Annotated in this window: 22 protein-coding genes; 8 read left to right on the top strand and 14 right to left on the bottom strand. The window is 62.4% G+C overall.

Going from position 1 to position 22,461, the window contains the following annotated elements; genetic code table 11:
• Nucleotides 1-48: 48 nt before the first annotated feature.
• Both QQL85_RS09590 and QQL85_RS09595 read right to left on the bottom strand, forming a co-directional pair.
• Complete coding sequence (locus tag QQL85_RS09590) at nt 49-978, bottom strand: DMT family transporter (protein WP_284355618.1); 930 nt, start codon at nt 976-978, stop codon at nt 49-51.
• A 294-nt stretch (nt 979-1,272) separates the two neighbouring features.
• Nucleotides 1,273-1,866 carry a helix-turn-helix domain-containing protein gene (locus QQL85_RS09595; RefSeq protein ID WP_284355617.1) on the bottom strand — a complete coding sequence of 198 codons (594 nt, stop codon included), beginning with the start codon at nt 1,864-1,866 and terminating at the stop codon, nt 1,273-1,275.
• A gap of 347 nt (nt 1,867-2,213) precedes the next feature.
• On the opposite strand from QQL85_RS09595, the gene glnT reads away from it, so the two are divergent.
• From glnT to QQL85_RS09620, 5 genes are all read left to right on the top strand, one after another.
• The gene (gene glnT, locus QQL85_RS09600; protein WP_284355616.1) at nt 2,214-3,548 is read left to right on the top strand and encodes a type III glutamate--ammonia ligase; all 1,335 of its coding nucleotides are present in this window, start codon (nt 2,214-2,216) and stop codon (nt 3,546-3,548) included.
• A gap of 67 nt (nt 3,549-3,615) precedes the next feature.
• On the top strand, nt 3,616-4,521 hold the full coding sequence (locus QQL85_RS09605) for a class II glutamine amidotransferase (protein WP_284355615.1): 906 nt from the start codon (nt 3,616-3,618) through the stop codon (nt 4,519-4,521).
• Between the two features lie 27 nt (nt 4,522-4,548).
• On the top strand, nt 4,549-5,223 hold the full coding sequence (locus QQL85_RS09610) for a protein glxC (RefSeq protein WP_284355614.1): 675 nt from the start codon (nt 4,549-4,551) through the stop codon (nt 5,221-5,223).
• A 15-nt stretch (nt 5,224-5,238) separates the two neighbouring features.
• Nucleotides 5,239-6,564, top strand: a complete 1,326-nt coding sequence (locus QQL85_RS09615) for an FMN-binding glutamate synthase family protein (RefSeq protein ID WP_016715698.1) — start codon at nt 5,239-5,241, stop codon at nt 6,562-6,564.
• A gap of 57 nt (nt 6,565-6,621) precedes the next feature.
• On the top strand, nt 6,622-7,923 hold the full coding sequence (locus QQL85_RS09620) for an ammonium transporter (RefSeq protein ID WP_284355613.1): 1,302 nt from the start codon (nt 6,622-6,624) through the stop codon (nt 7,921-7,923).
• 56 nt (nt 7,924-7,979) lie between these two features.
• Here QQL85_RS09620 and QQL85_RS09625 read toward each other — a convergent pair whose 3' ends face one another.
• Complete coding sequence (locus tag QQL85_RS09625) at nt 7,980-9,392, bottom strand: purine-cytosine permease family protein (RefSeq protein WP_284355612.1); 1,413 nt, start codon at nt 9,390-9,392, stop codon at nt 7,980-7,982.
• Nucleotides 9,393-9,744: 352 nt separating this feature from the next.
• Nucleotides 9,745-10,197, bottom strand: coding sequence for an Lrp/AsnC family transcriptional regulator (locus QQL85_RS09630; protein WP_284355611.1), 453 nt, complete (start codon nt 10,195-10,197; stop codon nt 9,745-9,747).
• 112 nt (nt 10,198-10,309) lie between these two features.
• Here QQL85_RS09630 and QQL85_RS09635 point away from each other — a divergent pair, with 112 nt between their 5' ends.
• Both QQL85_RS09635 and QQL85_RS09640 read left to right on the top strand, forming a co-directional pair.
• Nucleotides 10,310-10,924 (top strand): LysE family translocator, encoded by a 615-nt coding sequence (locus QQL85_RS09635; RefSeq protein ID WP_284355610.1) that lies wholly within the window; start codon nt 10,310-10,312, stop codon nt 10,922-10,924.
• Nucleotides 10,925-10,990: 66 nt separating this feature from the next.
• Nucleotides 10,991-11,623 (top strand): LysE family translocator, encoded by a 633-nt coding sequence (locus tag QQL85_RS09640; RefSeq protein WP_284355609.1) that lies wholly within the window; start codon nt 10,991-10,993, stop codon nt 11,621-11,623.
• Between the two features lie 106 nt (nt 11,624-11,729).
• Here QQL85_RS09640 and QQL85_RS09645 read toward each other — a convergent pair whose 3' ends face one another.
• The 9 genes from QQL85_RS09645 to QQL85_RS09685 all read right to left on the bottom strand — a co-directional run bounded on the left by QQL85_RS09645 (nt 11,730) and on the right by QQL85_RS09685 (nt 18,936).
• On the bottom strand, nt 11,730-12,293 hold the full coding sequence (locus QQL85_RS09645) for an NUDIX hydrolase (protein WP_284355608.1): 564 nt from the start codon (nt 12,291-12,293) through the stop codon (nt 11,730-11,732).
• 2 nt (nt 12,294-12,295) lie between these two features.
• Entirely contained in the window at nt 12,296-13,048 is a 753-nt protein-coding gene (locus tag QQL85_RS09650; RefSeq protein ID WP_003256074.1) for a GntR family transcriptional regulator, read from the bottom strand.
• An 88-nt stretch (nt 13,049-13,136) separates the two neighbouring features.
• Complete coding sequence (locus QQL85_RS09655; RefSeq protein ID WP_016499260.1) at nt 13,137-13,526, bottom strand: carboxymuconolactone decarboxylase family protein; 390 nt, start codon at nt 13,524-13,526, stop codon at nt 13,137-13,139.
• A 110-nt stretch (nt 13,527-13,636) separates the two neighbouring features.
• Nucleotides 13,637-14,122 carry a flavin reductase family protein gene (locus QQL85_RS09660; RefSeq protein WP_284355607.1) on the bottom strand — a complete coding sequence of 162 codons (486 nt, stop codon included), beginning with the start codon at nt 14,120-14,122 and terminating at the stop codon, nt 13,637-13,639.
• Nucleotides 14,123-14,134: 12 nt separating this feature from the next.
• Nucleotides 14,135-15,616: an aldehyde dehydrogenase gene (locus QQL85_RS09665; RefSeq protein ID WP_284355606.1), complete on the bottom strand. Its 1,482-nt coding sequence runs from the start codon at nt 15,614-15,616 to the stop codon at nt 14,135-14,137.
• Nucleotides 15,613-16,446: an alpha/beta fold hydrolase gene (locus QQL85_RS09670; protein ID WP_284355605.1), complete on the bottom strand. Its 834-nt coding sequence runs from the start codon at nt 16,444-16,446 to the stop codon at nt 15,613-15,615. Before QQL85_RS09670 ends, QQL85_RS09665 begins: the two co-directional genes overlap by 4 nt.
• A 68-nt stretch (nt 16,447-16,514) precedes the next feature.
• Nucleotides 16,515-17,111, bottom strand: coding sequence for an amino acid synthesis family protein (locus QQL85_RS09675; RefSeq protein ID WP_003256068.1), 597 nt, complete (start codon nt 17,109-17,111; stop codon nt 16,515-16,517).
• A gap of 223 nt (nt 17,112-17,334) precedes the next feature.
• On the bottom strand, nt 17,335-18,375 hold the full coding sequence (locus tag QQL85_RS09680; protein WP_284355604.1) for an LLM class flavin-dependent oxidoreductase: 1,041 nt from the start codon (nt 18,373-18,375) through the stop codon (nt 17,335-17,337).
• A 75-nt stretch (nt 18,376-18,450) separates the two neighbouring features.
• Nucleotides 18,451-18,936 (bottom strand): flavin reductase family protein, encoded by a 486-nt coding sequence (locus QQL85_RS09685; protein ID WP_060497080.1) that lies wholly within the window; start codon nt 18,934-18,936, stop codon nt 18,451-18,453.
• 317 nt (nt 18,937-19,253) lie between these two features.
• Here QQL85_RS09685 and QQL85_RS09690 point away from each other — a divergent pair, with 317 nt between their 5' ends.
• On the top strand, nt 19,254-20,660 hold the full coding sequence (locus QQL85_RS09690) for a purine-cytosine permease family protein (protein WP_284355603.1): 1,407 nt from the start codon (nt 19,254-19,256) through the stop codon (nt 20,658-20,660).
• 52 nt (nt 20,661-20,712) lie between these two features.
• On the opposite strand, the gene QQL85_RS09695 is transcribed toward QQL85_RS09690, so the two are convergent.
• Entirely contained in the window at nt 20,713-22,338 is a 1,626-nt protein-coding gene (locus QQL85_RS09695; protein WP_284355602.1) for a methyl-accepting chemotaxis protein, read from the bottom strand.
• Nucleotides 22,339-22,461: the final 123 nt, after the last annotated feature.

Raw genomic sequence — 22,461 nt, forward strand, 5'->3', positions numbered from 1 at the left:
AGCCGCAGCCGCCCACCCAATAACTTTCTTCGCGAGTAAGACCGCTCTTTAATGCGCGCAGCGGCTGGTATCCCCTTGCTCCGCAGGTGCCCTGCGCGCCGCCGCCAGAATGGTCGCCAGCACAATCAACGCAGCCCCCGCGGCCATGCGCAGGCTCGGCTGGTCACCAAACAGCCACCACGCGCCGATGATCGCGTACACCGGTTCCAGCGCGATGATCATGCCGGCAGTACGAGCCTCCAGGCCTTCCAGGCTCTTGACGAACAAGAATTGCGACAGCCCGGTGCAGAACACACCCAGCAATGCCAGGTTGACCCAGTCACTGCCCGCCAGGCTGGTGCTGCCCAGGTGGGTGAAGGCAAACGGCGCCACCAATGCAGCCACCACCACGTTCTGCCAGAAGGCCACCTGCATGGCGTTCATGCTTGACCCGTTGCGGCGGTTGGCCACTGTCAGCAGGGCGAACGCGAGGCCCGAACCGAGGCCCCAGAGCAGGCCGATGGTGCCTTTGTCGAGCAGGTCGAAGGTTGGCACTACCAGTACCAGGCCGGCCGTGACCATCAGCAACAGCAAACCTTGCACAGTACCGATGCGTTGGCCGAACACGCCGCGCTCGATCATGGCGATGAACGCCGGGAAGCTGGCAAAGCCCAAGGTGGCCACGGCCACGCCACCCACTTTCACAGCAATGAAGAAGGTGACCCAGTGGGTAGCCAGCAGGGCACCGGTCAGGCCCAATACCGGTAGGTTACGCAGGGTCAGCGCATCAAGCAGGCGGGTGCCTTTGAGCCCGGCGACAAAGCCCAGGGCAATGAAGGCAAACGTGGCGCGGCCGAAGGTGATGATGCTGGCGTCGGCCTCGATCAAGTGACCAAGGATGCCGGTCAGGCCGAACAGCACAGCGGCGATGTGGGCAACGAGCAGGGCATTACGGTGGCCGGTGGCAGCACCGGCTACGCGGATTGAAGTCGCGATCATGGCAGTCAAGTCTTCACAATGTGGCGCGCGCAAACACTCCCGGCTGGCGCGGCACGGGTCTCTAATACTGGGAGTTTTATCGTTATGAGCCCGGACGAACTGCCCGGTGCAAAAAGGCGCCACAGCGTTGGAATTGTGAAGCGAGGCTGTTTTACTCGCGAATACCACACCGAACAGCCCACGGCGCGGGGCTGGTCGATGGGTGTATTATCTTTGTATACAGGGTTCTCAGCCGATCGCGGGCGACGTGTGCTTGTCTGATCGCGACATTGGTTATTGCCTTCTTGCGCCGCGTCACTCCTGTGCGTAGTTCATGATCGACAGCAGCCGAATCGGCACCTGCACCAGTTGTTCCGGGCCGTGCGGGGTTTCGCCGTCGAAGGTGAGGCTGTCGCCGGCGTGCATGTGATAGAGCTGATTGCCGTGGCGGTACACCAGCTCACCCTCCAGCAAATGGAGGAACTCGGTACCCGGGTGGGCGAAGGTCGGAAACTCTTCGCTGGCGTCGTCCATGCTCACCATGTACGCCTCGAAGTTCTTTTTCGGCCCCCTGGCGTGATTGAGCAAGTGGTAGGTGTGGCCCTTCTCGGTGCCGCGGCGTACCACCTCCAGCCCTTCGCCAGCCTTCACCAGCAAGGCATTGCCGTCGGGCTGGTCATATTGGCTGAACAGCTTGGCCATCGGCATGCCCAGCACATCGCACAGGCGGCTGAGGGTGTCGAGGCTGGTGGACACCTGTGCGTTCTCGATCTTGCTCAGCATGCCTTGGCTGATGCCGGCGATGCGTGCCACATCGGCGAGCTTGAGGGACTGGGCCTGGCGCTGGCGCTTGATCTGCAGGCCTAGATATTGCTCCAGGCGAAGGCGCGGTTCGGTTTCGGTCGACATCGAATGTCCTGCACGGTTTCAGTTCAAGAATAAAGATTTCGCACTGGGAAAGTGCGAAATGCAGCCGCGTTGGCCGCTTCTTTCCTCAGATGAAAACAAGTTTCCCATAAATAGAAGAGAAAAACCTGCCCGGGTTTTGTCTTGGCTGTGCCGGCCTCTTCGCGGGCAAGCCCGCTCCTACACGGGCCTGCGCTGCTCTTTGTAGGCGCGGGCTTGCCCGCGAAGAGGCCAGATCAGGCAGCACAGAAACAGCGTGCTGAACAAACTTGGCAAGCGCATTGCATTCCTGAGAGGAAAGTAAGTTTCCTTTGCGGAATCATTACCCCTTGCCCAGGAGTGTTCAACCCATGTTGCCAGCAGAAACCCAGCGCACCCTCGACCAGCACGGCATCAAGTATGTGCTGGCGCAGTTCGTCGATATCCACGGCTCGGCGAAGACCAAATCGGTGCCGGTCTCGGGCCTGAAAATGGTGGCCGAGGAGGGCGCCGGTTTTGCCGGGTTCGCCATCTGTGGTATGGGCATGGAGCCGCACGGCCCGGACTTTATGGCCCGCGGTGACCTTTCCACCCTGATTCCGGTGCCCTGGCAGCCAGGTTATGGCCGGGTAGTGTGCGTGGGCCATGTCAACGGCCAGCCGTGGCCTTACGACAGCCGCTATGTGCTGCAACAACAGGTGCAGCGCCTGGCCGACAAGGGCTGGACCTTGAACACCGGCCTGGAGCCGGAATTCAGCCTGTTCCGCCGCGACGAAGGCGGCAAGCTGCAACTGGTGGATGCCTCCGACAACCTCGACAAGCCGTGCTACGACTACAAGGGCCTGTCGCGCTCGCGGTTGTTTCTTGAGCGCCTGACCGAGGCATTGCAACCGGTAGGCTTCGACATCTACCAGATCGACCATGAAGACGCCAACGGCCAGTTCGAGATCAACTACACCTACAGCGACGCCATGGAGTCGGCCGACCGCTTCACCTTCTTCCGCATGGCTGCCGGTGAAATCGCCAACGACTTAGGGATGATCTGTTCGTTCATGCCCAAGCCCGACCCCAAGCGCGCCGGCAATGGCATGCACTTCCACCTGTCGCTGGCCAGCAGCACCCACAAGAACCTGTTCCACGACGCGTCCGACAGCAGCGGCATGGGCCTGTCGAAGCTGGCCTACCACTTTGCCGCAGGGCTCATGGCCCATGGCCCGGCGCTGTGTGCCTTTGCTGCGCCGACGGTCAACTCCTACAAACGCCTGGTGGTGGGGCGTTCCTTGTCGGGTTCGACGTGGGCCCCGGCCTTCGTGGCCTGGGGTGCCAACAACCGCTCGGCGATGGTGCGCATCCCTTATGGCCGCCTGGAGTTCCGCCTGCCGGACGCCGGTTGCAACCCGTACCTGGTTACCGCCGCGATCATCGCCGCCGGCCTCGATGGCATCGACCGCCAGCTTGAGCCTGGCGAGATGTGCAACGAGAACCTCTACACCCTCAGCCTTGAAGAAATAGCCGCACGCGGTATCAAGACCTTGCCGCAATCGCTCAAGGAAGCCGCCGACGCGCTTGAAGCCGACCCGCTGTTCCGCGAGGTGCTGGGCGCCGAGATCGTCGACGAGTTCATCAAGCTCAAGCGCATGGAATGGGTGGAGTATTGCCGCCACGTCTCCGACTGGGAAATCCAGCGCTACACCGAATTCTTCTGACCGCCCCCCAATCCCCTGGGCGGCCAGCACGAAAACGGCTGCCCACTGCCTAGTAAGGAGCATCACCATGTGTGGAATCGTAGGTCTTTACCTGAAAAAGCCCGAGCTGGAAGCCCAGCTTGGCAAGCTCTTCGAACCCATGCTCGAAGCCATGACCGACCGTGGCCCGGACAGCGCAGGCTTTGCCATCTATGGCGACGAAGTGGCCGATGGCTGGGTCAAGCTGACCCTGCAGGCCACGGATATCAACTACCCCTGGGCCACCCTGATGGGCCAGCTGGAAGGGCGCCTGGGGTGCTCGCTGGACTGGTTCCAGAACGCCAGCGCCGCAGTGGTCAAAGTACATACCAGCGAGGCGGCTGCCCGCCAGGCGCTGAGCGAACTGGCACCGGACGTGCGCATCATGAGCGCCGGGCAGAGCATCGAAATCCTCAAGGGTATGGGCCTGCCGGCGGAAATTTCCAGCCGTTTCGGCCTGGCCGGCATGAAGGGCAGCCACATCATTGGCCATACCCGCATGGCCACCGAAAGTGCCGTGACCATGGAAGGCAGCCACCCGTTTTCCACCGGTGCCGACCTGTGCCTGGTGCACAACGGCTCGCTGTCCAACCACTTCCGCCTGCGCCAGGAACTGAAACGTGAAGGCATCAGCTTCGAGACCGACAACGACACCGAAGTGGCCGCCGGTTACCTGACCTGGCGTTTGCAGCAAGGCGACACCCTGGCACAGGCCCTGGATGGCGCGCTGGAAGACCTGGACGGCTTCTTCACTTTCGCCATCGGCACGCGCAACGGTTTTGCCGTGATCCGCGACCCGATTGCCTGCAAGCCGGCAGTGCTGGCCGAGACCGAAGACTATGTGGCCATGGCCTCGGAATACCAGGCGCTGGCCAGCCTGCCAGGTATTGAGCACGCCAAGGTCTGGGAACCGGCACCGGCCACCCTGTACGTCTGGGAACGCGAAAGCGCCTGACCTGTCACCGAACCTCTGGAGAACTTTATGAAAACGATCGACCTTTCCAGCACTTCGGTGCGTGTGCTCAACCAGTCCCTGCACGGCGAGGTACAGGACCATGAATGGCGAGTGACCCACCCTGACGGCAAGCACAACCTGGCCGTGGGCATCAACGCCGCTGTGGCAGTGGATATCGAAGGCCATGCCGGTTACTACTGCGCCGGCATGAACCAGCAGGCCAGCGTGACCGTGCACGGCAACGTCGGTGTGGGGGTTGCCGAGAACATGATGTCTGGCTCGGTGCGGGTCAAGGGCAGCGCCTCCCAGGCCGCTGGTGCCACCGCCCATGGCGGGCTGCTGGTAATCGAAGGTGACGCTGGTGCCCGTTGCGGTATTTCCATGAAGGGTGTGGACATCGTGGTAGGCGGGAGCATCGGCCACATGAGTTGCTTCATGGGCCAGGCCGGGCGCCTGGTGGTGTGTGGCGATGCCGGCGATGCGTTGGGCGACTCGCTGTACGAGGTGCAGATCTACGTCAAAGGCTCGGTGCAGTCGCTGGGTTCGGACTGTATCGAAAAAGAGATGCGCGCCGAACACCTGCAAGACCTGCAGGAACTGCTGAACAAGGCAGGCCTGGACCACAAGGCCGCTGATTTCAAACGCTACGGCTCGGCCCGTCAGCTGTACAACTTCAAAGTCGACAACGCCAGCGCGTACTGATCCAGGAGCATTCCCATGAGCGAGCAATTTCCCCCGGTACTGCGTGAATCGGCCACCTTCGATCGCCTGACCATCCAGGAAATCCAGCGTGCCGCTGAAACCGGCATCTACGACATTCGTGGCGGCGGCACCAAGCGCCGCGTGCCGCACTTCGACGACCTGCTGCTGCTAGGGGCCAGCGTGTCGCGCTACCCGCTGGAAGGCTACCGCGAGAAGTGCGGTACCGACGTGGTGCTGGGTAACCGGTTTGCGAAAAAGCCGATCCACCTGAAAATCCCGGTCACCATCGCCGGCATGAGCTTCGGTGCGCTGTCGGCCAACGCCAAAGAGGCGCTGGGCCGTGGCGCTACCATTGCCGGCACCAGTACCACCACTGGCGACGGTGGCATGACCCCGGAGGAACGCGGGCAGTCTCAGCACCTGGTGTACCAGTACCTGCCATCGCGTTATGGCATGAACCCGGATGACCTGCGCAAGGCTGATGCTATCGAGATCGTCCTCGGCCAAGGCGCCAAGCCGGGCGGTGGCGGCATGTTGTTAGGTATGAAGGTGACCGAGCGGGTGGCCGGCATGCGTACCTTGCCGATCGGCGTCGATCAGCGCAGTGCCTGCCGCCATCCGGACTGGACCGGGCCGGACGACTTGGCGATCAAGATTGCCGAAATCCGTGAGATCACTGACTGGGAAAAACCCATCTATGTGAAAATCGGCGCCAGCCGCCCGTACTACGACGTCAAGCTGGCGGTGAAAGCCGGTGCTGATGTGATCGTGCTCGACGGCATGCAGGGGGGGACTGCTGCGACGCAAGAAGTGTTCATCGAGCACGTCGGCATCCCGATTCTGCCGGCCATCCCGCAGGCGGTACAGGCGCTTCAGGAAATGGGCATGCACCGCAAAGTGCAGCTGATTGTCTCGGGTGGCATCCGCAACGGTGCCGACGTGGCCAAGGCCATGGCACTGGGCGCCGATGCGGTGGCCATTGGTACGGCGGCGCTGATCGCCTTGGGTGACAACCACCCGCGACTGGACAGCGAGTTGAAGAAGATTGGCTCGGCGGCCGGCTTCTATGACGACTGGCAGAACGGTCGCGACCCGGCCGGCATCACCACCCAGGACCCGGAACTGGCCAAGCGCCTCAACCCGGAAGAGGCCGGGCGTCGGTTGGCCAATTACCTGCGTGTGCTGGTGCTGGAGGCACAGACCATGGCGCGGGCATGTGGCAAGTCGCACCTGCACAACCTTGACCCGGAGGACCTGGTGGCGTTGACCGTGGAAGCGGCGGCGATGGCCCGGGTACCGCTGGCCGGCACTGCCTGGGTGCCGGGCCAGGCGCAGTACTGATCCATCCCGACACCGCCGGCTGCCAGCCGGCGGTTTTCATTGCACAGGAGTGATTCCATGAAGCTTGCCCTTGCTGTTGTGCTGTTCGCGTTGACTCCGCTGGCCTACGCCGCCGAACCCTCCCTGGACACCGGCAACACCGCCTGGATGATCTGCGCCGCGATGTTCGTGCTGATGATGTGCATCCCGGGCCTGGCGCTGTTCTACGGTGGCATGGTGCGGGCCAAGAACTTCCTCTCGGTGTTCACCCAGCTGTTCGCGGTGGCCGGCGTGATCGGCATCCTTTGGGTGCTGTTTGGCTACAGCCTGGTGGTCGATACCACCGGCATGGTCGAGGGCCAGCTCACCTTCAACAGTTTCATTGGCGGGCTGGACAAGGCACTGATGCTGGATATTGGCCATGACAGCCTGGTCGGCTCCATTCCCGAAGGCGTGTTTGCAGTTTTCCAACTGACGTTCGCCATCATCACCCCAGCGCTGATTGCTGGTGGTTTTGCCGAGCGCATGAAGTTCAGTGCTTCGTTGCTGTTCATGGCTGCGTGGTTCGTGCTGGTGTACGCGCCGATCGCCCATATGGTGTGGGGCGGGCCGGGGGCACTGATGGTCAACTGGGGCGTGCTGGACTTCGCGGGCGGCACGGCGGTGCATATCAACTCAGGCGTAGCTGCCTTGGCGGCGGCGTTGATGCTGGGCAAGCGCAAGGGCTACCCGCAGGTGGCCATGCCGCCGCACAACCTGGGCTTTACCCTGGTAGGTGCGGGGTTGTTGTGGGTGGGCTGGTTCGGCTTCAACGTGGGATCGGGGCTTGCGGCCAACGAGGGCGCAGGGGTAGTGATGCTGGCGACCATGGTGGCGGCCTGCGCGGGGATTGTCGGTTGGTTGCTGACCGAGAAGGTGATGCATGGTCGACCGACTGCCTTGGGTGCTGCGTCAGGGGCATTGGCCGGCTTGGTGGGGATCACACCGGCCTGCGCGTTCGTCGGGCCGCTGGGTGCGCTGGTAATCGGCTTGTTGACCGGGGCCATCTGCTTCTTTGCCGTGACCCGGCTCAAGCAGGCGTTGGGGTATGACGACAGCCTCGATGTATTCGGGCTGCATGGCGTCGGCGGGATGGTCGGAGCGATCTTGACCGGAGTATTCGCCGCGCCGGCATTGGGTGGTTATGTGGAGGGTATATCGCCGATCGGGCAGGCTCTGGTGCAGCTCAAGGGGGTGGCGTTCACCTTTGTGTACTGCTTCGTGGTGAGCTGGGCGATTCTTGGGGTGATCAAGCTGACTGTCGGGCTGCGGGCCAGTCGGGACGAGGAAGAACAGGGGCTGGACTTGGCGGAGCACAATGAGCGGGCTTACAACCTCTGACTCCTGTACCGGCCTCTTCGCGGGACAAGCCCGCGAAGAGGCCGGTACAGGTTGAATCAGTGCCCCATGGCCAACTTGGCACTCGTCTGCCGACGACGGTAGGCACTGTCACGGCTGGCCAGCCACCCGTACAGCGGCGAGGTAATTGCCAACCCTACCAGCCACGACAGGTCAGCCCCGTTGATGTGCTCGGAAATCGGCCCGACATACAGCGGCGTGTTCATGAACGGGATCTGCACCACAATGCCCACCGCATAGGCGATCAACGCTTGCGGGTTGTAACGGCCGTAGATACCACCATCGACCTGGAAGATCGACTGGATGTCATAGTCCCCCTTGTGAATCGCATAGAAGTCGATCAGGTTGATCGCCGTCCACGGTACGAGCACCACCAGCAGCACCAGCACCATGTCGACGAAGTGGCCGATGAAGTCTGCCGAGGCGAACACTGCCACCACGCAACAGGCCGACAGCACGATCAGCGAAAGCACCGCGCGGCTCTTGGCGGTAGGGATCCAGCGGTAGGCGAAGGTTTGCACCAGGGTGATGATCGACAGCACCGCACCATACAGGTTGAGGGCGTTGTGGCTGATCACGCTGAGCAGGAACAGCACTAGCATGATCGGGCCCAGGGTGCCGGTGGCCAGCTTGACTGCCTCCATGGTGTCCATGCCGGCTGGAATCGCCAGCACGGCCACGGCACCGAAGATGAACGACAGGCTCGAACCCAGGGCCGAGCCCAGGTAAGTGGTCCAGAAGGTCGAGCTGACTTTGACGTCGGACGGCAGGTAGCGCGAGTAGTCCGATACATAGGGTGCAAAGGCGATTTGCCACAGCGCCGCCAGCGACACGGTGGCCAGCCAGCCGGCCAGGTTGAAGCCGCCGCGGGTCAGGAAGTCGTCGCTTTGCACATGGGTGAAGATGTAGCCGAAGCCGACCACGATGCCGATGCCCAGCACCCAGGTGCCGATGCGGTTGAGCACATGGATAAAGCGGTAGCCGATGATGCCGATGATGCCCGAGCCCAGCGCACCGATGACGATGCCCACCGGTACCGGCACGGCGTCCACCACGCCATGCAGCGACTTGCCGGCGAGTACGATGTTGGATGCGAAGAAACCGATGTACATGACGCCGGCGATCACCACCACCAGCAGCGCGCCGAGGGTACCGAACTGCGCGCGGCTCTGGATCATCTGCGGAATGCCCATTTGAGGGCCCTGGGCCGAGTGCAGCGCCATCAGTACACCACCGACCAGGTGGCCGACCAGGATGGCGATGATGCCCCATACCAGGTTCAGGTGAAACAACTGCACGCCCAGCGCGCCGGTGACGATGGGCAGCGGCGCGATGTTGCCGCCGAACCACAGTGTGAACAGATCCCTTACCTTTCCATGGCGGTCTTGCGGGGGCACATAGCCGATCGTGTGTTTCTCTATGAGGGGTGCCGAATTGGCTGCACTGGTCATGACTGACTCCAAGGCAAGGTAGGGCATCGGGAACTGCCCGGGGGCGTGCCGGCGAAGGGCGACGCGTTCTTGTTGGAGCGATGATGCGGGGCGCGGGGATAACGAGAAATTAGTAAATATGTACCCACAAACCTTAAAAAAACTAAGGCTGACAAAAACTTAAGCGGGGGACGGTAGCAAGGAGGGTGCCAGCGGGCGGGAGGGCTTGTAGTAGAGGGGGTTGTGGTTTGGCGGGTCGTTTGTGGTGGACTGTGCTGGTGCGCCATGCGCGTTTTCAGGGCAGAAGAAAAGGTGGTTTGTGCCAGCCTCTTCGCGGGCTTGCCCGCGAAGAGGCCAGAACAGGAGAAAACAGCTACATCGGCAACGACCGATCCTGAATCACCTCTTTCATCACCAGGGTCGAACTCAACCGCTTCACATTGGGAATGCTGGTCAGCTTCTCGTCATACAGCTTCTGGAAAGCCGGCAAGTCCTTGGCCACCACATGCAACAGGTAGTCCGGATCACCGAACAGCCGCTGCGCTTCGACGATCTGTGGGATCTCGGCCAGTGCCGCCTCAAAGTCTGCCACCGGCTGGCGGGTGACCTCGCGCAGGGTCACGAATACCAGCGCGGCAAAGTTCAGCCCCACAGCGCTCGGCGCCAGGCGGGCGTGATAGCCCAGAATTGCCCCGGACGCTTCCAGTGCCTTCAGGCGCCGATGGCAGGGCGACAGGCTGAGCCCCACGCGGTCGGCCAACTCGGTCACCGACAGGCGACCGTCTTTTTGCAGCTCGGCAAGGATTTTTCGATCAGTCCTGTCCATTGAGAAGAATCTTCCATTTCATGAATGCAGAGAGGGAATATACGAAAGAAAATCCCCGGGCGGAATCCGTAATCTTTCGAGATCTCAAGGCAGTGGAAAAAGGAAGATTCAAGTGGCTATCAGTGTTCTGACGGCATTCTGGGCCGTGTCGATGCTGTTCGTGATTACCCCGGGGGCAGATTGGGCCTATGCCATTTCGGCGGGCATGCGCGGGCGCTGGGTGATGCCGGCGGTGGCGGGCATGCTGTCGGGGCATTTCCTGGCGACGCTGGTGGTGGCGGCCGGGGTTGGCAGCCTCCTGGCAGGTCACCCGCTGGCGCTGACCTTGCTGACCTTGGCGGGGTGCAGCTACCTGCTGTGGCTGGGCGGCAACCTGTTGCTGAGCCCGGCGTTGCCTGAGGCAGGGCAGGGGGGTGTGGGGGAGTCGGGCTCGCGCTGGGCGTTCAAGGGGTTTTGCGTCAGCGGGTTGAACCCGAAAGTGTTCCTGCTGTTCCTGGCCCTGTTACCGCAGTTCACCGACCCGCAGTCAAGCTGGCCGGTGCCGTTGCAGATCCTGCTGCTGGGCCTGGTACACCTGTGTAGCTCGCTGGTGATCTATTCGTTGGTCGGCTATGGCGCCAAAGCGGTGCTGAGCACCCGGCCGGGGGCGGCCAGGCTGGTAGGGAGAGTGTCGGGGGTAGCGATGATCACGGTGGCCTTGGGCTTGATAGCGGGACAGATCAACTGAGTTCACCGGTTTCGAAGGGCTTCAGATAAACTCGCAACATTCCACAGCACAACCAGGACGTGCCCCATGCCCGAAACCACCCAACTGTTAACGTTTGCCCTGATCTGCCTGGGCATGGTCCTGACCCCCGGGCCGAACATGATCTACCTGATTTCCCGCTCGATCTGCCAGGGGCGCAAGGCCGGCTTGATTTCCCTTGGCGGTGTAGCGCTGGGTTTCGTCATCTACATGTTCTGCGCGGCACTGGGCATCACCGCCCTGGTGATGGCTGTACCGTTTGCCTACGATGCGCTGCGCATCGGTGGCGCGCTGTACCTGCTGTACCTGGCCTGGCAAGCGCTGCGTCCGGGCGGTCGCTCACCATTCCAGGTAAAGGACCTGCCGGCGGACAGCCCACGCCGGCTGTTTACCATGGGCTTTGCCACCAGCCTGCTGAATCCCAAGATCGCGGTCATGTACCTGTCGCTGATGCCGCAGTTCATCGAACCCGGCCACGGCAGTGTGCTGGTGCAGTCACTGGTGCTGGGCTCGACGCAGATCGCCGTCAGCGTATCGGTCAACGCATTGATCGCGATCATGGCCGGCTCCATTGCGGTGTTCCTGGCCGGCCGACCGCTGTGGCAACAGGTTCAACGCTGGTTGATGGGCACTGTGCTGGCGGGCCTGGCCGTGCGCATGCTGGCTGAAGGGCGTCGCTGAGCCATCAGGTGCGCCGTTGGTTCAGCGGCCTTCCTACCACACGTCGCGGAAGGGAATACCCAGTGCCAACGGCTTGCGCCCGAGAAGCTGGGTGAAGGCATCATTGCTAGCGCATGAAGTGCACCTTGCCAGTGTCATCATTGCCCATGTAAATGCCGTAAACCCCTGCCTGCCGCTCAAGGATGTAGCGCTCCAGTATCTGCCGGATCGCCGGGTAATAGATCTCGTCCCACGGAATCTCGTCAGGTTCGAAGAACTTGTAGGCCAGTGTCTCCGGCCCATACTGCCCGGTTTCTTCAGTGGCGATGGCGCGGAAGATGATGTACACCTCGCTGATCCTGGGCACGCTGAAGATCGAGTAGGGCGAAACGATATCGGCGCGCACGCCGCTTTCTTCCCACACCTCGCGCAGTGCCGCCTGCTCAGTGGTTTCACCAGCCTCCATGAACCCGGCCGGCAAGGTCCAGGTGCCTGGGCGCGGCGGAATGGCGCGCTGGCACAGCAGGTACTTGCCATCGCGCTCGATGATGCAGCCGGCGATGATCTTCGGGTTGACGTAGTGGATATAGCCGCAGCCGGTACAGTGCAAGCGTTCGTGGGTATCGCCAGTGGGAACGCCCCGGGCCAGTTCCGTGGTGCAGTGCGGGCAGTAGCGCGGGGCGTTGGGCATGATCAGCGGCCTATGCGGGGTTCCTTCAGGGCCAGGGGCTCGACAATGTCGCGCACCTTGGCGTTGTCATCCTGCTTCTGGCGCAGGTAGTCCAGGGCCACCTTGGCGGCGGCGCGGACGTGGTCGACCGAGGCCTGGTGGGCCACCAGCGGGTCGCCGCCCTTGATTGCCTCGACGATCTTTTCCATTTCACGGTTGCTGGCGCCACGGCGGTTTTCCTGCGACACCGAGGTGGCACGCAGGTAGCTGATGCGTGCCTGCAACTGGCGTAGCTGCTGGGCCGCCACCTGGTTGCCGGAACCTTCCAGCAGCACGTCGTAGAAGCCTTGTACCGAGTCCAGCACCTGCTGCAGCTCGCCCTCTTCGAGGGCTTCGCGGTTGACCTCCAGCGCACGCTCCAGGGCGCGGATGTCCTTGGCCTTGGCGTTGAGGGTGAACAACTGCACGATCAGCCCTTCGAGCACGCAACGCAGCTCGTAGATGTCGCGGGCGTCTTCCAGGGTGATGATCGCCACGCGCGGGCCTTTGGCGTCGGCGAATTCCACCAGGCCTTCGGACTCCAGGTGGCGCAACGCTTCACGCACCGACGTGCGGCTGACGCCGAGGCGGTCGCAGAGGTCGCGCTCTACCAGGCGGTCGCCTGGCAGCAGGTGGAAGTTCATGATCGCGGCGCGCAGCTTGTCGAGCACGATTTCGCGTAGGGTAACGGGGTTGCGGTTGACCTTGAAGCTGTCGTCGAGTGGCTGGCGTTTCATCAGGTGCGCTCTTTATGAGGCTGTTGCGCCAACATCGCGGAACGCCTCGAACCGAGGCTTTCCATGCAGTGGTTCGAACAGCCCGTTGTTAACGGGTTGACTCCGCATCGGCTTCGGCAAACGCTTCACGGGCCAGGCGGAAGCTGTCCACCGCCGCGGGTACGCCGCAATAAATGCCGACCTGGAGCAGAATTTCGCGAATCTGTTCACGGCTCAGGCCATTGCGCAGTGCGCCGCGAATGTGCAGCTTGAGCTCGTGGGGCCGGTTGAGCGCGGAAATCATGGCCAAGTTTATCATGCTGCGCTCTTTGAGCGACAAGCCTTCGCGGCCCCAGACGTGGCCCCAGCAGTATTCGGTGACCAGTTCCTGCAATGGCTTGGTGAACTCGTCGGCGTTCTGGATCGAGCGGTTGACATAGTCTTCGCCCAGCACCTGGGTGCGGATCTGCAAGCCTTTCTCGTACTTTTCGTTGCTCATGTGCAGTACTCCGGAATAAAACAGGGGCCGCAACCGAGGGTGAGACGATTAGCGCAGCCCCTAAAAAGGGGTGAAACGGGGGCCGCTGTGCGGCCCCGGCGATGCCAAGGTCAGCCCAAGGGCGGCAGGGCGCCCAGCTTGCCTTTGTGGTACACCATCGGCGTTACCGGCTGCTCCGGCAGCACCAGGTTTTTCACTGCGCCCACGATGATCGCGTGGTCCCCGCCGTCATACTCGCGCCACAGTTCGCACTCGATGATCGCCGTAGCCTTGGCCAGCAGCGGGTTACCCAGCTCGCTCAGGTGCCAGTCGATGCCTTTGGCCTTGTCCTTGCCCTTGCCGGCGAAGGCATAGGCTTCGGCAGTTTGCTCGGCGGACAACAGGTGAATCGCGAACTGCTTGCTGTCCCGCAGGATCGGGTAGGTGTCGGAGGCGTAGTTGGGGCAGAACAGCACCAGCGCCGGGTCGATCGACAGCGCACTGAAGGCGCTGGCGGTGATGCCGACGATGGCGCCGTCGGCGTCCAGGGTGGTGACTACCGTGACACCGGACGGGAAGGAGCCCATCACGTCTTTGTAGATGCCGGGTTCGATCATCTCGTGTTCCTCCTAGCGCATCACGAACGGGTCGGGCATCGGCGCGGTGGACAGGTTGATCCACACGGTCTTCAGCTCGGTATAGGCCAGCACCGAATCGATGCCGCTCTCACGGCCGTAGCCGCTGTTCTTGAAACCACCGATCGGCGCCATGGCCGACACGGCGCGGTAGGTGTTGACCCAGATGATCCCGGAACGCACATCGCGGGCCAGGCGGTGGGCGCGGCCCAGGTCGCGGGTCCAGATGCCGGCGGCCAGGCCGAACTGCGAGTCGTTGGCGATTTCCAGGGCTTCTTCCTCGGTTTTGAAGCGGATCACCGCAGCAACCGGGCCGAACACTTCTTCCTGCATGATGGTCATCGAGTTACTGTCGCACTCGAACAGGGTCGGCTCGTAGAACCAGCCGTCACCCTCGACCTCGGCACGCTTGCCACCCATGTGCAGCTTGGCGCCTTCGGCCTTGGCTGCAGCGACCAGGCCTTCAACCACCGCCAGTTGTTGCGCGGTGGCCATCGGGCCCATTTCGCTGGCGTCGTCCTGCGGGTTACCGATGCGAATACGCTTGGCACGGGCAATCAGGCGCTCGACGAATTCGTCGAAGATCTCGTCCTGCACCAGCAGGCGCGAACCGGCCACGCAGCTTTGCCCGGAGGCGGCATAGATGCCAGCCACTGCGCCGTTGATGGCGCTGTCTAGGTCGGCGTCGGCAAAGATGATGTTCGGCGACTTGCCGCCCAGCTCCAGCGACAGCTTGGCGAAGTTTTCGGCACTGCTGCGCACCACATGGCGAGCGGTGGCGGCGCCGCCGGTGAAGGCGATCTTGCGCACCAGCGGATGGCGGGTCAGCGCCGCGCCGGTGGTCGGACCGTAACCGGTAACCACGTTGACTACGCCAGCGGGGAAGCCGGCTTCAAGGGCCAGACGGGCCAGTTCGAGGATGGTCGCCGAGGCGTGCTCGGACGGCTTGAGCACGATGGTGTTGCCGGCGGCCAGGGCCGGGGCCAGCTTGATCGCGGTGAGGTACAGTGGGCTGTTCCACGGAATGATGCCTGCTACCACGCCGATCGGCTCGTGCAGGGTGTAGGCGAACAGATCGGGCTTGTCCAGCGGCAGGGTGCCGCCTTCGATCTTGTCAGCCAGGCCCGCAGTGTAGTGGAAGAACTCTGGCAGATAGCCAACCTGGCCGCGGGTTTCGCGGATCAGCTTGCCGTTGTCGCGGCTTTCCAGCTGGGCCAGGTGCTCCTTGTTTTCAGCAATCAGGTCGCCCAGGCGACGCAGCAGCTTACCGCGTGCAGTGGCGGTGATGCTGCGCCATTCCTTGCTTTCGAAGGCACGCTGGGCGGCCTGCACGGCTAGCTCGACATCGGTTTCATCAGCGTCGGGCAGCTGCGCCCAGGCCTGGGCGGTGGCCGGGTTGAGGCTGTCGAAGGTCTTGCCGCTTTGGGCATCGCGCCATTGGCCGTCGATGCACATCTGGAAACGAACGAGGGTCATGCAACAATCCCCTTGGCGGATTCGGTGAGGGTGCGGGCTTGCGCGAGGAAGTCCAGCAGCATCTTGTTGACTTCACGCGGTGCTTCTACCGGCATCATATGCCGTTGCTCGGCGAGGACCACACTGTGCGCACCAGGAATGCTGGCGGCGAGCTGGCGGGTCATGGCCGGGGTAGAGCCCGAGTCGAGTTCGCCGGTGGCGATCAGCGTCGGTACCTGGATGCTGCCCAGGTCGTTGGCGCGGTACATGTCCTGGGTGGCGAACAGCGAATACGTTGTGTGGTAGCCCTGCGGGTCGTTGCTCGCCAGCACTTGGCGAATGGCGGCGACCTGCGCCGGGTTGGCAGCCTTGTATTCACGGCTGAACCAGCGGTCGAGGGCAGCATCGACGTTGGCGTCGGGGCCCAGCTCCGCCGCCTGGGCAGCGCGGGCGATAACGCCGGCACTCTGCTCGGGGGTGCGGTTGAACACGCTGTTGAGCACGACCAGTGCAGCCAGGCGCTGAGGGTAGTTCAGGGCAAATGCACGGGCAACCAGGCCGCCCATGGAGAAGCCGATCACGGTCGCTTGTTGAATTTGCAGGTGGTCGAGCAGCTCGGCGAGTTGGGCGGCGTAGCCTTCCAGGCCGATGTCGGCAGCCGGCAGGGCGCTTTGGCCGTGGCCGAGCATGTCGTAGGCGATGACGCGGTAGTCGTTGGCCAGGCCAACGATCTGACCGCCCCACATTTCCTTGTTCAGGCCCACGCCGTGGATCAGCACCACGGGTTGGCCCTGGCCGACGGACAGGTAGCTGGTGCCGGCAGGTGTACGTTCAGCGACAGGCTGAATCATGGAGGGCGCTCCTTGAAGGTCGGGCGCGGCGGGTAAGCACGCCACGCCCCGGCCCGTCTTGGTTGTTGTTATTGAGCGTTGGCTTTTTCGGCAGCCAGTTCTTCCAGGTCGATGTAGCGGTTGCCGATGCGCGGGTGCAGGCGGCCGCCGTCGGCAGCGCCCAGGACCACGACGATTTCATCGGCACGGGGGGCGTCTTCGATCTGCATTTCCAGGGTGATGTAGTGCGAACGCAGGCCTTCGTCGTCCTTCTGCATCATCGGGATCTGGATCGAGGTGCCCGGGCCGCCGCGCTTGTTGGTGAAGCTCAGGTAGCTCTTGGCCTGTACCGCTTCACGGTAGTGGTTGCCGAAGCGCAGGGTGTGGATCACGGCCGAGGCATGTTCGATTTCGCCATCGGCGCCGACCACCGCAGCCTTGCCGTAGGCTTCGATCTTGTCGGCACCGCCGATGGCGGCAGTGAGGCGCTCGACCATCAGTGCACCGAGCTCCGAGCAGTTGGCGCGGATTTCCGGCTTCAGATCTTCAACAAAACCGCGACCGGCCCATGGGTTCTTGATCACGACGGCCAGGCCGACCATGGTCACCGGCTTGTCGGTGGCCTTGCCGCCTTCGATGCGGGTCTCTTCGGAGTAGGTGACGATCTTGCGGATTTCGAAACTCATGGGTGGCTCCTGGTGAGGGTTATCAGCTCTTGTTGTCTGATGGTATACCATAATATTTGTTGCGCAAGAGGGGGCTGGAAATTTCTCTTGCGAGGGGACGAAAGGTGGGCTGATGCCTTGAATCTTGTGGCGTCTGTACTGGCCTCATAAAAAAGCCCGCTCACGCGGGCCACAGGGGCCCACGGGAGCGGGCGCGTCCCGCAATGATTCAGGCAATGGGAATTCAGGCGAACGCCGGTACCACTTCCTTGATGAACAGCTCCAGCGACTTCTTCTTCTCGGCATGGGGCAGGCTGTTGTCGCACCAGAAGCTGAACTCGTCGACACCGAGCGCCTGGTAGTACTTGATGCGCGCAATGATCTCTTCCGGGGTACCGATCATGGTGTTCTTGCGGATGTTATCCAGCTCGAACGCCGGCACTTCGGCGAACTTCGACTCCGGGCTTGGCTCCAGGAAACCGTTGACCGGGGTGGTCTTGTTGCCGAACCAGGCGTCGAAGGTGCGGTAGAAGCGCGAGATGGCTTGGGCGCCGACCTTCCAGCCTTCCGGCTCGGCCGGGCTGTGCACATGGGTGTGGCGCAGCACCATCAGTTGCGGACGCGGCACGTCGGGGTTGTTGTCCAGGGCGGCCTGGAACTTGTTCTTCAGGTCCAGCACCTCTTCGTCACCCTTCATCAGTGGGGTAACCATGACGTTGCAGCCGTTGGCCACGGCGAAGTTGTGCGAGTCCGGGTCGCGGGCGGCGATCCACATCGGCGGGGTGGCATTGAACGGCTTCGGTACGCTGGTGGACGTGGGGAACTTGTACACTTCGCCGTCATGGGCGTAGTCGCCTTCCCACAGCTTGCGCACCACCGGCACCATCTCGCGCAGCGCCTTGCCGCCGTCGGTGGCCGGCATGCCGTTGGCCATGCGGTCGAATTCGAACTGGTAGGCGCCACGGGCCAGGCCCACTTCCATGCGGCCGTTGCTGATGACATCGAGCAGGGCGCATTCGCCGGCGACGCGGATCGGATTCCAGAATGGCGCGATGATGGTGCCAGCACCCAGGCGGATCTTATCGGTGCGCGCGGCCAGGTAGGCCAGCAGCGGCATCGGGCTTGGCGAAATGGTGTATTCCATGGCGTGGTGTTCGCCAATCCACACGGTGCTGAAACCGCCGTTTTCGGCCATCAGGGTCAGTTCGGTCAGGTCTTCGAACAGCTGGCGGTGGCTGACCTGTTCATCCCAACGTTCCATGTGCACGAACAACGAAAATTTCATGGGGCATTCCTCAACGCTTGAAAGGGGCTGGCGCCAGGCAGGAGAGGCGCCAGGGGGCTCGATTCAGAATAGGCTTCAGGCAAAGGCCGGCAGGCTGGCCATCTTGCCGCGGCAGTACACCATCGGCCGTGGCGCTTCTGCAGGGACGATCAGGTTGTGCACCTTGCCGACCATGATGGCGTGGTCGCCACCTTCATACTCACGCCACAGTTCGCACTCGATAACGGCGGTGGCACCGGCCAGGATCGGGTTGCCCAGTTCGCTCAGGGTCCACTCGATGCCGCTGGCCTTGTCCTTGCCCTTTTTGGCGAATGCATAGGCTTCGGCCTGCTGTTCACCGGAGAGCAGGTGAATGGCGAAGCGCTTCTGCTTGATCAGCACCGGGTAGGAGTCGGAGGTGTAGTTGGGGCAGAACAGCACCAGCGGCGGGTCCATCGACAGGGAGGAGAAAGCGCTGGCGGTCAGGCCGACAACCGAGCCGTCGTCATCCAGGGTGGTGATGACGGTAACGCCGGACGGGAAGGAGCCCAGGACGTGCTTGTAGACGGTTGCGTCGATCATCTCGTGTACCTCTAAAAGGCTGCGGTGGTCCGCGGTTTTTATCGTTGATGTGTCTGATGGTATACCGTAATACCTATTTTGCAAGTGGAATTTTCAAGGCTGATTTTTCACGATGGACGGCTCAAAGCCACATAAATAGCGGCTTTGAGCGGTGAGGCGGTTTGTCGCAGGGGCTTCGCGAGCAGATCAGTGGACGTTTTTTCGTGCGGATCAGTGTTGTCAAAAGCTTGGAATACCATAATATGGTCCGCAGCTGAGAGGCCGCCCTGGATGCGGTTTCCTTACAAAGATAAAAACGACCTTTCGAGCTGAATCCTATGTCCCAACCGTCATCGCAACACCAGTTTGTCGAGAATCACACGGTCGATTACGTTCCACCTGCCGAGCGCCACGGGAAGGCGCGCGACCTGTTCACCCTCTGGTTCAGTACCAACATTGCGCCACTGCCCATCGTCACCGGCGCCATGGTGGTCCAGGTGTTTCATCTCAATCTGTTATGGGGGCTGATCGCCATCGTGCTGGGCCATCTGGTCGGGGGCGTGGTCATCGCCCTGGCCTCTGCGCAGGGACCGCAGCTGGGCATTCCACAGATGGTGCAAAGCCGTGGCCAGTTCGGTCGCTACGGCGCCTTGCTGATCGTGTTCTTCACTGCGCTGATCTACGTCGGCTTCTTCATTTCCAACATCGTCCTGGCGGGCAAGACCATTCACGGGATTGCCCCGAGCATGCCGATGCCGGGCGCGATCGTGATCGGCGCGTTGAGCGCCACTGCCATTGGTGTGATCGGCTATCGCTTCATCCATATCCTCAACCGTATCGGTACCTGGGTGATGGGGTCGGCGCTGCTGGCCGGCTTCATCATGATGTTCGCCCAGGCGCTGCCGGCCGACTTCTTCAGCCGTGGCGCGTTCAACCTGTCGGGCTTCATTGCGACCGTGTCGCTGGGCACCATCTGGCAGATCAGCTTCTCGCCATACACCTCCGACTACTCGCGTTACCTGCCGCGTGAGGTGGGCATCGCCAAGCCGTTCTGGGCCACCTACTTTGGCGCTACCCTGGGCACCATCCTGTGCTTCAGCTTTGGTGCGGTGGCGGTGCTGTGCGTGCCGGAAGGCACCGACGCCATGGATGCGGTGAAACAGGCCACCGGCTGGCTGGGCCCGATCCTGATGGTGCTGTTCCTGCTCAACATCATCAGCCACAACGCCCTCAACCTGTATGGCGCGGTGTTGTCGATCGTCACCGCGATCCAGACCTTCATGGCCGAATGGACGCCGAGCATCAAGGTGCGGGTGATCCTGGCATCGGTGATTCTGGTGGGTTGCGGGATGGTCGCACTGAATGCCTCGGCGGACTTCATCGGTCACTTCATCGGCCTGATCCTGGCGCTGCTGCTGGTGCTGGTGCCGTGGGCTTCGATCAACTTGATCGACTTCTATCTGATCAAGAAAGGCCAGTACGACATTGCTTCGATCTTCAGTGCTGACGGCGGCATCTATGGCCGTTTCAACCACCACGCGATCATTGCCTATGCCTGCGGCATTCTGGTGCAGTTGCCGTTCGCCAACACGTCGTTGTATGTGGGGCCGTATTCCAACATTGTCGAAGGGGCGGACTTGTCCTGGCTGTTCGGCCTGATTGTGACGGTGCCGCTGTATTATTGCCTGGCGACGCGGGGCAAGGCTGCCGAGAAGGCGGGGCGGGTTGTGAGTGTCAACGACTGATAGAGCGTCGTTGCTGTAACGGGGGCCGCAACGCGGCCCCAGCTATTTCAGATCAAACCTTGAACTGCGCCACCATGCCATTCAGGTCCACCGCCAACCGCGACAGATCCTGCGCCGCCGCACTGGTCTGGTTTGCCCCCGCCGACGTCTGCATCGCCAGGTCGCGAATGTTCACCAGATTACGGTCCACCTCCCGCGCCACCTGCGCCTGCTCTTCCGAAGCACTGGCAATCACCAGGTTGCGCTGGTTGATCGACGCGATCGCCTCGGCAATCACTTCCAGCGCCTGACCAGCACCTTGCGCCACATCCAGCGTGCTGGTGGCACGCCCCTGGCTGCTGTGCATCGCCGTCACCGCCCGCTCGGTTCCATTCTGGATACCCGCGATCATCTGTTCGATCTCCGCTGTCGATTGCTGGGTGCGGTGGGCGAGGGCGCGCACTTCGTCCGCCACCACGGCAAAGCCACGGCCCGCCTCGCCGGCGCGAGCAGCTTCGATGGCGGCGTTCAGCGCCAGCAGGTTGGTTTGCCCTGCGATCGCACCAATCACATCCAGCACGCGGCTGATCTCGTTGGCATTGCTGGCCAGTTGCTCGATTTCGGCCGAGGTGCCCGTTACGTCAGCCACCAGATGCTGAATGGATGCCAACGCCTGATTGACCCGGTCGCGGCCATCGCGGGTGGTCTGGTCGGCGCCTTTGGAAGCATCTGCAGTGCTGACCGCATTGTTCGCCACCTCTTCGACGGCGGCGGTCATCTGGTTGACGGCGGTGGCCGCCTGGTCGATTTCCGCGCTCTGCTGGTGCAGGCCGCGGCTGGTGTCTTCGGTGACGGTGTGCAGTTCTTCCGAGGCTGAGGCCAGTTGGTCGGACGACGCGGCGATCTTGCGCAGGGTGTCGCGCAGGCTCTCCTGCATCCGGCTCAGGGCGCGCAACAGCGAGGCGGGCTCGTCGCGGCCGGTCACGCGGATTTCCCGGGTGAGGTCGCCGGTGGCGACACGCTCGGCGACAGCCACGGCATCGGCCAGCGGCACCACGATGCTGCGGGTAAGCACGGTGGCAATGGCGGCCAGGGCAAGCATGATTAGCAGCAACGAAAGAATGATGGCCGTGAACGCTTCGTCGGCGACATCGCTGCTGCGCTGGGAGGCATCTTCGGCACCTTTGCTGTTATAGGCGATCAGCGCGGTCATGGCCTTCATCATGGTATCAGCGCGCTGTGTCAGCGGGCCGCTGATCTGCTGCTTGGCTTCGTCCATGCGGCCTGCGGCAATGTCTTGCAGCACTTGCAGTTGCAGGTTGAGGTACTGTTGGTGTGCTTCATTGAAGGTGCTGAACAGGGCGCGGTCGTCGGCCGCGATGATGGTGTCGGCGTAGTCCTTCACCCCATCCTTGAGTTCGGTGTTGATGCCTTCGAGCATCTGCAGGTTGCGCGTGCGCTCGGCGGGGTTGTCGTCCAGGGCGGCGCGAAGGGTGACGGCGCGGGCGCGCCCGAGGTTGCTGCTGATGTCCCCCAGGGCTGCCACGGCGGGCATCCAGGTGACCCGGATTTCGTCGGTGGCCTTGTCCATCTGGCGGGTTTCGTAGAGTGCGATAAGGCCCATGAACAGGACCAGGATGCCCAACAGGGCAAATACGCTGGCAGCGCGAATGCCGATCTTCATATTCCGTAACTGCATGGAATGCTCCTTGACGGTGGCGTGCAGGCGTCAGGAGCTTGGTCGTAAAGCCGGGTCACCGGTAGGGCGCCAGGCTCTTGATGCGCTGCGGATTAGTAGGTTTGCCTCACCCTCTTGAATACT

It is taken from the genome of Pseudomonas putida, from assembly GCF_030159595.1.
Lineage (GTDB): Bacteria > Pseudomonadota > Gammaproteobacteria > Pseudomonadales > Pseudomonadaceae > Aquipseudomonas > Aquipseudomonas putida_AC.